The 14,841-nt window shown below is 38.7% G+C and carries 10 protein-coding genes; 2 read left to right on the top strand and 8 right to left on the bottom strand.

From position 1 onward, the window contains the following. The 3 genes from AC1DND_RS07890 to AC1DND_RS07880 all read right to left on the bottom strand — a co-directional run. Nucleotides 1-656 (bottom strand): alpha-L-fucosidase (locus AC1DND_RS07890; RefSeq protein WP_477580563.1); only part of this gene is annotated, 656 nt, incomplete at its 3' end. A gap of 28 nt (nucleotides 657-684) precedes the next feature. Continuing rightward, complete coding sequence (locus tag AC1DND_RS07885; protein WP_477580561.1) at nucleotides 685-2,376, bottom strand: S41 family peptidase; 1,692 nt, start codon at nucleotides 2,374-2,376, stop codon at nucleotides 685-687. A 183-nt stretch (nucleotides 2,377-2,559) separates the two neighbouring features. Continuing rightward, nucleotides 2,560-2,775, bottom strand: a complete 216-nt coding sequence (locus AC1DND_RS07880) for a hypothetical protein (protein WP_025141830.1) — start codon at nucleotides 2,773-2,775, stop codon at nucleotides 2,560-2,562. 238 nt (nucleotides 2,776-3,013) lie between these two features. On the opposite strand from AC1DND_RS07880, the gene AC1DND_RS07875 reads away from it, so the two are divergent. Beyond that, entirely contained in the window at nucleotides 3,014-3,616 is a 603-nt protein-coding gene (locus AC1DND_RS07875) for a porin family protein (protein WP_477580559.1), read from the top strand. Nucleotides 3,617-3,806: 190 nt separating this feature from the next. Next, nucleotides 3,807-5,642 (top strand): outer membrane protein assembly factor BamB family protein, encoded by a 1,836-nt coding sequence (locus tag AC1DND_RS07870; RefSeq protein ID WP_477580557.1) that lies wholly within the window; start codon nucleotides 3,807-3,809, stop codon nucleotides 5,640-5,642. A gap of 306 nt (nucleotides 5,643-5,948) precedes the next feature. Here AC1DND_RS07870 and AC1DND_RS07865 read toward each other — a convergent pair whose 3' ends face one another. The 5 genes from AC1DND_RS07865 to AC1DND_RS07845 all read right to left on the bottom strand — a co-directional run. Further along, nucleotides 5,949-7,652 carry a RagB/SusD family nutrient uptake outer membrane protein gene (locus tag AC1DND_RS07865; RefSeq protein WP_477580555.1) on the bottom strand — a complete coding sequence of 568 codons (1,704 nt, stop codon included), beginning with the start codon at nucleotides 7,650-7,652 and terminating at the stop codon, nucleotides 5,949-5,951. A gap of 11 nt (nucleotides 7,653-7,663) precedes the next feature. Further along, entirely contained in the window at nucleotides 7,664-10,906 is a 3,243-nt protein-coding gene (locus tag AC1DND_RS07860) for a SusC/RagA family TonB-linked outer membrane protein (protein ID WP_477580553.1), read from the bottom strand. 115 nt (nucleotides 10,907-11,021) lie between these two features. Continuing rightward, nucleotides 11,022-11,819, bottom strand: a complete 798-nt coding sequence (locus AC1DND_RS07855; protein WP_057933243.1) for a DUF4397 domain-containing protein — start codon at nucleotides 11,817-11,819, stop codon at nucleotides 11,022-11,024. Between the two features lie 24 nt (nucleotides 11,820-11,843). Continuing rightward, on the bottom strand, nucleotides 11,844-13,454 hold the full coding sequence (locus tag AC1DND_RS07850) for a SusD/RagB family nutrient-binding outer membrane lipoprotein (RefSeq protein WP_477580551.1): 1,611 nt from the start codon (nucleotides 13,452-13,454) through the stop codon (nucleotides 11,844-11,846). Nucleotides 13,455-13,462: 8 nt separating this feature from the next. Next, nucleotides 13,463-14,841: TonB-dependent receptor domain-containing protein (locus tag AC1DND_RS07845; RefSeq protein ID WP_477580549.1), on the bottom strand; the 1,379-nt coding region annotated here is incomplete at its 5' end.

Genomic DNA, 14,841 nt, shown 5'->3' with positions numbered 1-14,841 from the left:
GTCCTGTCTTTCGATCCTTCTGGTTCAGTCTGATCCCAATGCCCGTCAAACCAGATTCCGCCTATTTCACCATAATTGGTCAACAACTCTGTTAATTGGTTTTTCATGAACTGCAAATAGCTTGCATAATTACCTTTGCCCGTTCTACCTGAGTTCTGTCCGGTACGACCAGTTTCGTGTGGATAATCTTCTCTTCGCCAATCTAACAGCGAATAATACAGGTATAGTTTTATGCCTTGCTTATGGCACTCATCGGCCATCATTTTTACGATATCTTTTTTGTAGGGCGTATTCATGATATTGAAATCAGAATATTTGGTATCCCACATGCTAAAACCATCATGGTGCCTGGTAATCAGCGTAATGTATTTCATTCCGGCATTCTTCGCCATGCTCACCCATTGTTCGGCATTAAACTCAACAGGATTAAAAAAATCTTTAAGGTTGGTATAATTATGAACATTCAACTTTCGTTCGTTCATTACCCATTCGCCGCTCCCTGGTACACTAAAAGGACCCCAGTGGATAAATAAGCCAAAACGGGCATCGTTAAACCATGCCCGCTGTTTTAAATTAGAGGCTGTAGGTGTATAATCCTGTGCTTTTAACTGTAAGGCAATTAATAGCACAAGGCATATTAGGGTTAATTTCTTCATAAGGATAGTGGTATCGTTTGGTTAGGTTTTAGTCTATTGATGCGGTGGCTTTGGTTGGTTTTCCAATTACCTTATAATTTCCATCGCCTTTTAAAATGGCCAGGATCTGCGATTGGTTGGTAAAAAGATTTTTTGCTGCAGCCAATTCTTTATCGTACTGGAAGCTCTGCTCAATTCTTCCCTTTTCGTAAAAATATCGGCTTACGATCTGTGTTTCTAAAACTCTTTTTATTTCTGCTTTATGGCTAACCAGATCAGTTTTTTTAGAAGAGGTAAGTTTATATTTAAGATTCTCCAGATCGGTTTTTACCTCAGCAGATTTATTTTCCTTTTCGGCTTCTAAACGTAAATCGGAAAGCAACCTTTCGGTACGGCTTAGGTAAGTTAAATCTTTATCGGCCAAACTGCCAGAAAATGCAGCATAGTCCGCATCAGATAACTGGAAAGTTTTGGCCGAGGCCAAACTTGGTTTTTCTTTCCTATATTGATTTGCGTAGTTAAAGAAAAGGTTTTTGTTAAGCATTGAAATGGTAATCGGGCTGAGCTTTATGGCATCTACCACGATATCGGGATAAACACCATTACCACTGTACACGTTTCTTCCTGCTTTGGTTTGGTACATTGCCATGGTCGAATCGGCAAAACGTTCTGCAATACCATCTGCATTTTTATGTGCATAATCTAATTTTTGGATGCACCTGCCTGATGGTGTATAATATTTTGCCACAGTTACTTTAACCAAGCTGTTATAGGGCAGGTTAAAGGTTTGCTGAACCAAGCCTTTGCCGTAACTACGTTGGCCGATTACAATGGCACGATCTAAATCCTGTAAAGAACCCGCAACAATTTCTGAGGCTGAGGCCGAATTACCATTTACAAGCACTACCAACGGAACCGAAGTAGAAACCGGGGTTAAAAGTGTTTTATAGGCGATGGTTTTCTCTACATTTTTGCCTTTTTGGGCTACAATAAGCTGATCTTTATTCACAAAGAGGTTCACAATTTTAACCGCTTCCTGCAAAATACCCCCGCCGTTGTTTCTCAAATCTAAAACCACACCTTTTGGGTTTTCTTTTTGAATAGCCAACAGCGCATCTTTAACTTCCTGTCCGGAATTTTCAAGAAATTTATCGAGTTTGATGTAACCGATACCATCACCAACCATTCCTGAGTAAGAAACGTTAGGCTGTTTTATTTCATCACGGACAAGTTTTTTAGTGATTTCTTTTCCATCTCTGATCATCAACAAATCAACGGCTGTGCCTTTAGGGCCACGCAATAATTGGCTAACCTCTGAGCGGTCTTTTCCTTTTATGGCAATCCCGTTGATGCTCAGCACCTGATCGCCGGCTTTAATATCACTTTTATTTGCAGGATAACCTTCGCTTACTTCATTGATAAACAGTTTTCCATCGATAAAAACAGTGCTGGCACCAATACCTCCGTACTGTGTGCTCACATATTTTAGCTTGTAATCTTCAATCTCCGATTCTGGGACATATTCGGTATAGGGATCTAAACTATCCAACATGGCATCAATCCCCGTTTTCATCAATTGGGGGGCATTAGTGTCATCAACATAATTGATATTGATTTCTTTATAGAGCGAAGCAAAAATATCCAGATTTTTAGATACGAGGAATAAATCTTCTTTAAATGAAAAAGACAAAACAGCCACGCCAAAGCCAGCTGCTAAAAGACCATATTTTAGTTTCTTCATTCCCTTATATATTTAAATTCCGAAGGGCAAGTTAAATGAAATACCGCTCTTTTTGGAAGGTTATTATTGATTAAGCAAACGTAAATGTACAAAAACCGATAAATATTAAAAACAGCTTATTTGGGCTAAGCGTAAATTAAGCGTTACGCGAAAAAGAAGAGGATGAAAACAAGGAAAAATTTACTAAAGTCTGTTACCCTTGGTATCGGCAAGTGCTTTTTGAATGGTAAATTCGATGTAGGTGCGGTCGCGTTTTACCAAACGCATTAAATCTTCAATCAGTTGATCTTCTTTGCCTGGCGTAAATTCTAAAGGCTCGTTCGCCAGATCGCGATATTTCCTTAAGAACTTGGTTTTTACTTTAAATGCAGTTTCTGAAGTAAGTTGAAAATTAGCCATGGCATATTTTATTTGATGCAAAAGTAAAAAATATTTGCTCAGGTTAATACCTTTTTATGTGATGTGACAAAAAAAGTGGAGATTCGCGGATTCTTTTTGCACGATAATTGTGTTAAAAGCACGTTATAAAACCTAATCGGTATAAAAACCGTGTAATACAAATTTTTAAAAATGAAATCATGGCAGGTATCATCGATCGTTTATGGTTTTATAACCTTTAAAAAACAAATTAAACAACATGAAAAAAATCATCTTCTCTATTGTTTTCCTAACCTTGGGTTGGGCAACATCAAAGGCACAAACGTTTAACCTCGGGGTTAAAGCAGGTGTAAACTTAGCAAAGTTAAATGCAGATTTTGCAAGTGAAGAAAACCGTTTAGGTTATCAGATCGGTGCCTGGGCACGGATTGGTGGCGCTAGTCTTTATGTGCAACCAGAGGCTTACATTGGTAGCAAAGGCAATAAATTTATCAGCATTACGCAAGATAATGGGAACGAAGTTGCAGCTGAAGGGAAAGTAAAATTTACCACTTTAGATGTTCCTGTTTTATTGGGAACAAAATTTGGTGCTAAAAATTTAAACTTCCGCTTAATGGCTGGTCCGGTTATTTCATTTATTCTGGATGAAAATTCGTCGTTTAGTTCTGCTTATCAACAAGCAACCGATTTCGACAACTACAAAAACCAGGCACTGGGCCTACAGGCTGGTGCTGGTGTAGATGTGGGTAACATTTCGGTTGATTTACGCTACGAAGCCGGTTTATCCAACATTAGTAAAAGTGAAAAATACAGCCAAAAACCTAACTTGTTTCAATTGAGTTTAGGATTTAAAATTTTGTAATTTTTTCAACAGAACGAGTAAGAGGCGGCCATTGGTCGCCTTTTTTTGTTTAATCCTTTTTTAGCAGTTGAAAAAGCTATTTCTTAGGCTGTTACAGCACATTTATTAATATGTAAAATTGGCATTACAGCCCTGTTTAAGCCCTAAAAAATGTCGATTTTTATAGTAAAACAATTAAACGAAAAACAAAATGAAACATCCTATTCTTTTACTGTTTGCTATTATTATATCGCTCTCTGTAAAAGCCCAAAATTTTAAATATGCTTTTGTAACTGATACCCATGTTGGGTCATCAACAGGCGAAGAAGATCTTAACCGAACTGTTGCTGATTTAAATATGCTGAATGACATCGATTTTGTGATCATTACTGGCGATATCACCGAAATGGGTACCAATAATGAGCTTAAACTGGCTAAAGATATCCTATCAAAATTAAATAAACCATACCACATTATCCCTGGAAACCACGATACCGGATGGTCAGAATCAGGTGGTGTAAATTTTATTAAAGCGTTTGGTGGTGATAAATTTATTTTCGATCATAATGGCTACCGTTTTATAGCATGTGCATCTGGCCCTTACGTAAGGATGAGCGATGGGCACATTCCAAGGGATGCGACCGTTTGGCTTGACAGCGTGCTTAAAGCAACACCTAAAAATATGCCCATTATTTTTGCCAACCACTACCCATTGGATAACAGTTTGGATAATTGGTACGAAGCAACAGATGAGCTAAAGAAATATAATATCCAATATGCCATTTGCGGCCATGGGCACAATAATCACCCTTATAATTTTGAAGGTATTGAAGCCACAATGGGCCGCTCTAATCTAAGGGCAAAGGATGGTATTGGTGGGTATAATATTGTAACAATGACCAAGGATAGTGCATTTTTTCAGGTTAAAAAACCAACCCAGGATATTCTTCCCGTATGGCGCAAAATTGCCTTAAAAACTTTTCTCGCCGATTCAAAAAAATATGATCGCCCTGATTTTGCCATCAACAATAAATATGCGGGCACGAAGGAAGTTTGGACTTACCACTCCAACGCAAATGTAGTGAATACACCAACCTATACATCGAACAATGTTATTTTTGGCAATAGCTTAGGTTTGGTTGAAGCCTTAAATAAAAATACCGGAAAGAAAGTATGGACATTTAAAACCAAAGGCGCGATCTACTCATCACCAGTTGCTGTTAACAATATGGTTATCTTCGGTTCAGGCGATGGCACTATTTACGCATTAAGTGCAAAAACAGGAAAAGAACTCTGGCGCAAGGAAACAACTAACTCGGTATTAGGTTCGCCGGTGGTTAGCGGGCAACGGGTATATATAGGTGGCAGCGATAATACCTTCAGGGCATTGGATGTTAAAACAGGGAATGAAATATGGGCATTTAAAGAAGTAGAAGGTACAATTGTGGGCAAACCACTTATTTATCAGGGCAAAATTATTTTTGGCTCCTGGGGCAGGCATTTGTATGCCCTGGATATTAATAGCGGAAACCTATTGTGGAAATGGAACAATGGCCAGGGTAACAGAATGTTTTCGCCAGCTATGGTAACGCCTGTAGCTTATAACGGGATAATTTATATTGCAGCTCCAGACCGTTATTTAACCGCGATTGATGCAAAAAACGGCAGTACACTTTGGCGAAACAAAGAAGCTACAGTTCGGGAATCGATCGGACAATCGGCAGACAGTACCATTATTTATGGCAAAACCATGCAGGACGAAATTGTAGCTTATAAAGCGCAGGCACAAGATCCGGGTGTACTTTGGCGATATAATGTAGGCTTTGGATATGAACACGTACCATCCATGTTGATTGAAAAGGAAGGAAAGGTATTTTTTGGAACAAAGAATGGTGTTATTTATGCTATCGATCCTAAACAACAAAGCACGGTTTGGGCACACAAAATAGATAATTCGATGATCAATACCGTAAATGTGATTAATGGAAAAAATCTTGTTATAAGCACTATGGATGGAAAAGTAGTTTGGTTAAACGCTAATAAGTAAGCATAAACAATTCATATAAAAATCATTTATAAATTACAAGCCTGTATTTTGAGAATTCACAGCCCYTTCGCATAGACTCAACCAACTGAATAGATAAACCTTTTAATATTTATTTAGCTTAGAAAATTAACCACAACCAAAAAAATACAAGCATCTATCTAAATAGCGATTAACAAAACGAGGCTGTATCATAAGTTGACACAGCCTCATTTTTTGTCATTTTCATTAATACCTCCCTACAGGAGCATTTTCGAATATTCGATTCTCAGGGGCCAATTTTACTTTTGATACAGCCTCTTTTATTAGTTATTGCCAACCAGGATTTTGTTTTAAGTCTATTCCCTGATCTTTATACAGTTTAATCTGATCAAGTGGCAGTGGGCTTAAATATACTTTGTCATTATCAAATGTCCTTTGCGTTTCTGGTTTAGGGGCAGGTATGATATACCCTTCTGTTGTTCCATCAATGGCTACAGTTGCTTTGGGGTAATCTGCTTTTTTAATCCAGGCTCCTCTGTTAATACTAGTATTTAATTTAGTATCAATGTAAGCGTATTTCCTCCACCTTTTCAAGTCATCATTTCTAAAACCTTCCATCATTAACTCGATTCTTCTTTCTCTACGAATTTCCCAAATTAATGAAGATACTGCAGGATCTCTCTGTGGATCATCGTAAACCACACCATTAACGGCTGGCTGCCCACCTATGACCTGAAGATTAGGCATTGAAATTCCACCTCTTTTTCTTAATTTATTAATGGAGTTATCCAAATCGGCTTGAGTTAATGTTCCCAGTTCTGCAGAAGCTTCTGCAAAGTTCATCATAACTTCTCCTAAACGAATAATAGGCGCATCAGTAGTGTTGGTACTAGATAGTGCTTCAGCTGTGCCCCATAAAGTTTGATCCTCCATTAAGAATTTTAAAACAGAATAACCACTTGTGGAATAATTAGAAGCTATGCCTGGTAAACGCAGATCAGATACAAATGTTTCTTTCATTCTAGGATCACGGTTTGCCATTACATTAGCTATAGACTTATCTCCCTGATAAAGTGGTGATACTGAAGCTGGAAGGCCATCTGTACACAAATATGCATCAATAGCATTTTTAGACGGGCCAGTTTGAGGCTCCCTGTTTACATAACTCACTAATGAATGTGTGCTTTGGGCAGTACCATACTGTCTGTATAGAATAATCTCAGGATTTCCTTTAAGGTCAAGAGAGCTAAATAAGGTTCTATATTTAGCTCCTAATGAATACCCGCCTTTCGTCATCACTTCGTTAGCTGCCCATTTAGCTGCTTCTAAATACTCGGTTGCTTTAGCAGGGTTAATATTCGAATATTTTAGCAAGGTACCATGATAAAGAAATACACGGGACATAAATGCCAACACAACGTATTTGTTAACAATCTGTCCGTTTGGCCCAACAAGAGCGTCAGTCGCCCTGACGTTTTCAGCAGCGTATTTAAAATCTGCAAGCATATTATCTAGCACAACAATCTGTGGATCTCTGGGTTTATATAAGTCTATTGAAGTTTCTTCCAAAGGTTTGTCATAGTAAGGAAAATCTCCAAAAGCTTTAACCAAGTCGTTATATTCTAAAGCACGGAAAAAACGACCTACACCAACCCAGTTCTTTTTAATATCATCAGATAAGTAAGTTGAATTACTTACTCTATCTATAAATATATTGGCTTTTCTGACAAAAGTAAAACTCCATCCTCCGCCAGACGTAGGAACATTTTTGGTAAATGCAGTAGGAGTTGTTGGTGCAAAATCATCATTTAATGTTTCTCCGGAAAAATATTTACCAAATGTAAATCCGGATCCGTAACCTGTAAAATAACTTGTGTAAAATCCCCAGGCAAAGGTACTCACCTCTTTCTCTGTTCTCCAATAAGTATCATCAGAAAAAGAATCTAACGGCTCCCTTTCCAAAAAATCTTTTTTACAACCGTTCCCTAATATCAAAATAAGGAAGGCAATTATAATATATATCTTTTTCATCGCTGTAATAGTTATAAGGTTACTTGAATACCAAATGATAATGTTTTTCTGTAAGGATAAACTCTTCCAAATGATGCCGCATCAGTTTGATCTGCTGTATAGTCAACTTCTGGATCTATTGGAATTCCTACGTTAGAAATCGAAAATAAATTTTCTCCACTTAAGTAAAATCTTAGCTTATCAATTTTCACTTTGCTTGTTAAACGTTTTGGAAAGGTATAACCCACAGTAATGTTTTTGGCTCTCAAGTAGGCCATATTTAATAAATATTTCGTTTGAGTTAAAAAATTTAATGAGTTATTAGATTGGGCCTGATTTGTTGGTCTTGGATAGAAAGCATCGGGATTAGAAGGTGTCCAATAATCCATTTGATGCTCAAAAGAAGCCTCAGCAGGATTCCAACCTGGAACAAAGATTGGCCCCGAAGCCCAAAAGTCTCTTTTTCCTACCCCCTGAAAAAATGCATCAATATCAATACCTTTCCAGGAAGTACCTAAACGGAATCCATATTGGTAGCGTGGCGTAGAATTTCCAATTACTTTTAAATCTCCGTGATCATCAACGGTATTGGCGCCATTATTAATTACGCCATTACCATCAAGGTCTTTATATTTAACATCACCTGGGCCATAAAAGAATGAGGCGGTTTCATATCTGCTTTGCGAAGGAATGCCAGGTTTTAAAATCCATTTATTATTTGCGTCCTTTCCTGAAAAATCATCTGAAGTAAAATAACGGTCGGTTTCATACCCCCATATTTCTCCAAGAGTTTTACCTTCATAATTACCCGTTACAGTTAATGTTGTGTTGGCAAATTTGGTAATTTTATCCTGAAAATCAGATAAGGTGCCCGTTAAATTGATCATCAAGCCATTTTCAAAAGTATGATTATAATCAATTGCTAATTCCCATCCATTAGTTGTCATCTCTCCATAATTTCTTCGTGGAGATGTTGCCCCAAAAGATGAAGGAAGTGTTACTCCGGCACTTAACATATCGGTAGTTTTTCTTTTATACCAATCAAAACTTACTCCTAAGTTATTTTTAAAGAAACGGGCATCCAAACCTAAATCAAATGTAGTAACCGTTTCCCAAGTAAGGGATCTGGATACCGCAAGTGGAGTACTTATAGTCACCTGATTTGAACTGCCAATCCACCAGCCAGAATTTGATGTATCCATTAATGGGATAAAAGGATAAAAATTATTTCCAGTTACCACATCCTGATTACCCACTGATCCATAGGATCCGCGTATTTTTAAAAATGACAGTACATTTTCTATTGGCTTTAAAAATGATTCTTCTGATAAAATCCACCCGGCAGACATTGATGGGAAGAAGCCCCATAAGTCATTTTTAGGGAAACGTGATGAACCGTCATATCGACCATTTAATTCAAGGAGGTATTTGTTTTTATAAGCATAATTGATCCGTCCAAATAATCCTTTTGAGGAATAATGCCTATTGTACCCATCAACAAACTGATCACCAATTGCTCCTGGAATTGCGCCTACACCAGGGTCTAATAAGGTATTTCTTTTCGAGTACTGATAATTTTTTTGATAATAATCTATATCTCCACCTAGAATAACCTTGAATGAATGGTCATTAATATCTTTGGTATAGGTTCCATAAAGTTTACCTGCATTTACATCTGTCCACGCTGAACCAAAAGCTGCATAATCATAAGCAACCGACTGATAATTTTTATTTACCGGCGGTAAATCGCCACCTGCCCAAAAATCAATGCCCCTGGTTCCACCTCCAATAATTTTCGAATGAGTATTGGTTGATGAATAGGTATAGTCTGCATCAATTGTTAATCCTTTTAAAGGTTTAAAAGTCGCTCCTGCCTGAATCCTGGCTAGGCCTGTTTTTTCTCTATTCATATTGGCCTGTTGAACTTCTGTAACTGCGCTTCTGAAAGGTTCACCCTGATACGTACCATAGGGATAAAATTTCGGCCAGCGATAAAGATAGTACCAAGGACCAATTGTTGCAGTACTAAAGATAAATGGTGTTGTTGTTAGCGTATTTGTGTAGAAAATCTTTCCTCTAATGTCAAGATAATCCTTTACTGCAGTATTAACACTCACAGACATGTTATAACGGTCGAATTCATCGGGGTTAACTTTCAAAACACCATTCTGGTTTAAATAACCTAAACCAATGTTATAGCTGGTTTTCTCACTTCCTCCACTTACACTTAAATTATGATTTTGTTGTGGGGTCCATTTTTTCATGTATTTATCTGCAGCATCCCATGAGCGATAAAAAAATAATTTGCCATCACGAAGTTCAAAATCCCTTCCTCTAACCATTTCATCACCTAAGTCCTGTCCTCCATATAAACTATCCCATTCTTTCATTTTGCCAATGGCAATTTCATCAATGTACATTCCTACAATACCTGGTTGAGTGGTATTAGGGTTTGTACGTTGTAAAGCTGACAATGCAAAGTTTGCCCCATCGGCAGCATTAGCTATTTTCTGCAAGGTTGTTGGCGTAGACCAGGAGAAATTATTTGTATATGAAATTTTACTTGGCGTGTTTTTCTTTCCCGATTTTGAAGTAATTAAAACGACTCCCCACGCCGCCCTGGTACCATAAATTGATGTAGATGCTGCATCTTTTAAAACCGAGATACTCTCGATGTCATCTGGATTAACCAATTGCAAACTTTCAATCTCAACATTATCAAGTAAAATAAGTGGTTGTGATCCTCCTCCGTTTAAAGAGCCCCTTAATCCTCGAAGTGTAATTTTAGGATTTTTTCCCAATTCGCCACTAGGCGTGGTAATGCTAAGGCCAGGCACAACACCCTGCAAACCTCTGGCAACATCAGTAATTGGTCGACTCTGCAGTACCTTCGTATCTACAGTAGTTACCGCACCTGTTAGGTTTGCTTTCTTTTGTGTACCATAGCCTACCACCACAACCTCATCCAAACCCTTTGAATCGGATTTAAGAACGACATTTACGATAGTATTGCCATCAACAGGTTTTTCGAGAGTGGCATACCCAATAAAAGTATAAACCAATACATCTGTTTTTAATGCCTTGATGATGTAAACTCCATCCCCATTAGTCTGAGTAATGGTGTTGCTTCCCTTTACTCTGATGGAAACGCCGGGTATAGGGCCATCTTCTGATGTAACCTTACCCGTAATGGTAGTTTGTTGTGCAATGGCATGGGCCAGCAACACAAACGTACCAAGAACTATATTACCGCACAAACACGCAAAAAAGCGCATTATCTGATTATTAAGCAGTTATTGCATTATCTCTATTCCCTTCTGTGCTCCTAAAAAATCTGGGAAATGAAAAAGCCAACCACTATGGGTTGGCTTTTATATCTGTAATTATAATCTATCTGATTAAAAAGAACGATACGTAAGGTCTACGTGGTGCCGTTGTGATGCCACTATAGCCACTAGCAAAAATGGTATAAACCCTTTTGTTTAAAAAAGTACTTGCACTGGTATAATTGGCAAGAACCGTTGCGGTTGTTATTGCTGCTCCAGCCGGCCTGATTTTCCAGGTTTTTGATTGCGCAGACCTTAATGTAATCTCATTGGTAATGTTTAAATAATTTACATTGCCTGCAATGAGCGAGTCTTTTGCATTATCTGTTGCACTTGTTCCATAATATAGATCTACTGATGGTACATTTGGCATTAAGTTGATAAACCGGTATTTACAATAGGCCGTATCCGGCCTGGTAAAACTTTCCTGAGTTAAAACATTTTTGGTATTTGCAGCGGTATCGGTAATATGCGCAACATAATTTTTGCCTGCTTCTATCTGGAAGGTTGTACTGTATAGCACAACTGAATCGGTTCCATCATCTTTCTTTTTGGGAAGAATAATCGATAGTTTTAGATTACCAGGACTTACAGCAAGAAAATCAGCCGTAGAACTGCCCCCTGTGTTATACCCACCACCAGGAAAAGGAGTACGTGCAGTAATTACACTACTAACTCTTTTATCGTTAATTTTAATTGCTATTGCCCTATTGTTATAATAGTAAGAGGCATAGTTCACCTTTAATAAAGCCTGGTCGCTGGTCAATTTTTCGGTTTCACCATAATCGAGTACATTTTTGGTGCAACCAGCTAAAGCCATTGCAATAAACAGACTGGCAAATAAGTTAGAAAATATTTTCATCTTGATATTTTTTAAATTAAAAAATTATGGCTGGCTAAACCAGGTTTCTTTGGTCATGTAGTCAACGTCTAACCCGCCCCACTTGCGTAACTCCTCACTATTCCAAACATATTCAGAATTGTAACGTGGCCTGAATCGATAAGCATATTTCCCGCCTAAAAGAAGGTCGGCTGTAGGAATTTGATAGAACTGCCTGAAGACCGTTGCACTGTAATGATGCTTCCTCATATCAGACCATTGCTCTAAACCGGCCCAACCCCATTGGGCAATGTATTTTTGCCCCATGATGTCGGCCAGTGTTAGTGTTGCAGCACTTTGGGCAACTTCATTAGAGGCCAAATAAGTGTTGATTTCGGCATCGGTTATCAAAGGATCAGGGGTTTTAGAAGCCCTGCCATAAGTGTTGCAAAAAACCATATGGCCAGATATACCAAGCCTGTATGCAGTAAAAGCATCTGCTGTTTTTCCCTGTAAAAACAACGCTTCTGCTTTTGCGAACTGTAATTGCGAATAGGTCATGATTGGGTACCTTGCTGCATCGGCAAAAATATATTTTCCATTGTAAGTAGTAGACCCTGCCGGGATACTGCCGAAAACAATAGGAAGGCCAGATGTACTGCTTCCCTGCGTTGGAACACCGGCTATATACCTGCCCAAAGTAGCTGTAGCCGTACTTGCCGGCAACATCCTGCTCAACCGTGGATCGAGTGAGCTTGTTGGATTTGTGGTAGGCACTCCCCTCACTCCACCTGCAAGATAGTTTAAGATCGTGGTCGAAATCCGACCATAATAAGTAGATGTTGTACCAGATGGATTTATATAGCCCAATGTGGGCCCGAATGGATTGGTATCATCGGTACTTGCTGCAGAGAAATAAACCGTTGCTGATTCTGCTTCATTGGCAAAAGATAAATCAGTGTATTTAACAACACTATCGGCGTACATGGCTTTAAACTCTGGTTTATTTACCAGATGACTGTACTGTAATGCATAAATTGCATACACAAATTTTCTCCATTTGGTCATATCGCCTTTATAAATCCCATCACCGGTAACACCAGCCAGTTGCGTAGCGTAGTTAATTGGACTTTTCATCGTAGAATACTTAAGCGACTGCTCGCAATAGTAACGTACTTTTGCATATACCTCTGGCTGATCATGGTAAGGGAATCTTAACATCCCAGGGGTAAACGCCTCATCCAAAATGATTGGCCCGTACAAATCTGTTGTTTGTTGATAGGCCCAAGCTTTAATGGCATAACCAATTGCAGCATACTCATATTTTTGATTGGCAACTGCATCATTAATTAAATTCTCCAGGTTCAAACCCAAATCAACATAGGTCATTCTCCAGATTACGCCTCCATTATCGCTCGAACGTACAAAAGTGTGTTTTTCAAAAGCAATAGATCCATCATCAGTTGATGCACCAATAAGATTTTGCGTAATTTTCCAGATAAAACGATAATCCTGTGAGGTTCCGTTTGTCATTTGAAATAGAATTGGCGGCAGCAGCAGTTCTGCCTTACTGGTTTGTGGCACAGCAGGGTTTGTATTGATATCGAGGTATTTTTTACATCCTCCAGCCATTAATAATACTGCCGAAGCAATATATAGTTTATATAATATTTTCATGTTGTTCACTATAATTTAACCCTAAATCCTACATTAAAACCTATCGGTTTGCCAACATTACCATAATCGATACCGAAACCTCCAATCCCTCCAACACCTGGTGAATTTGCATTACTCTCTGGGTCGCCACCTGAATAATTGGTAATCAATATCGAATCGGTTAAAGTAAAAAAGGCCCCGAAGCTTTGGATAAATCCGATGCGTTTAACCAGCGATGGGGGAAAATCATATGCCAGCGTAACATCCCTTAAACGCAGCGTTTTGATGTTCCGCTCTACGAACATCTCTGGCGATACGTTCAGAGAATAGTAGTTAGAAGCATAAAAGGGGGTTACTGCAATCGTATTAACCGTAGGGTTGGCCGTATTTTGCAATCCATCGGCTAAAACCCCTTTAATTACGCGCGGCAGCTCTCTATCGAGGGTTTTCAAACTAATCCCTTTAATGTAAGATGCGTACTCGGTACCGTTAACTACATCGCCGCCATATCTTAAATCCCATAAGAAAGAGAGATTAAAGCCTTTGTAGCTAAATCTGTTTACAAAACCTAGCGTAAATTTTGGATTCCTGTCTCCAATGGGATAATATTGTGTATCAGAGCTTGTTGGCAAACCAGAGGACGTATTAATCAAGATATCCCCTCTATTACTTCTATCAAACCTGGTTCCGCTAATCGCACCCGTACTATAGCCAGGATGAACTGCGCTCCTGATTTCACCAATTACCCAGGTATCAGATTCGTAAAGTTCCGGAAGCTCATTTGCCAGCGATAATACCACGCCACGATTGCGGGTAAAGTTAAAAGTAGTGTTCCAGTTAAAATCTTTTCCTTTTATCGGGTTACCTGTTAACTGTACTTCGATGCCACGGTTACGTACCGTAMCCCCATTCATCATCTCTAAAACGAAACCTGTACCATAGCTTAAGCGTGGGTTAATGATCTGATCTCTACTTAATAGGTTGTAATAGTTAAAATCAAGTCCGATCCGGTTTTTCAGAAATTGCATTTCAGTACCGATTTCGAAATTTTCAGATACCTCCGGTTTTAAGTCTGGGTTACCACCATAGTACGAATAGGCATAACCACCGCCTGTAAATCTTTTAGCTTCGTAGTTTGTACCTGTAGAATATTCTCTCCAGGGCTCTTTACCTGTTAATGCATATGAGGCTCTTAACTTACCATTATCCAGCCATGGCAAGGCCGTTTTAACGGTGGCCAGATCGGTAAAATTAAAGGCCAAACTTGCTGATGGATAGGCAAAATATGGATTGTTTGGCATTAACCGCGAAGCGCCATCAACCCTACCCGATAGGGTTAAATACAATAAGGTTTTGTAGCCCATTATGGCCTGTGCAAAAGCACCAACTGTACGGTAGCGGTTTACAT

This window comes from Pedobacter sp. 01N416, from assembly GCF_056399685.1.
The sequence above is the reverse complement of the archived record's forward strand: the minus strand, read 5'-3'. Positions and strand labels throughout refer to the sequence as shown.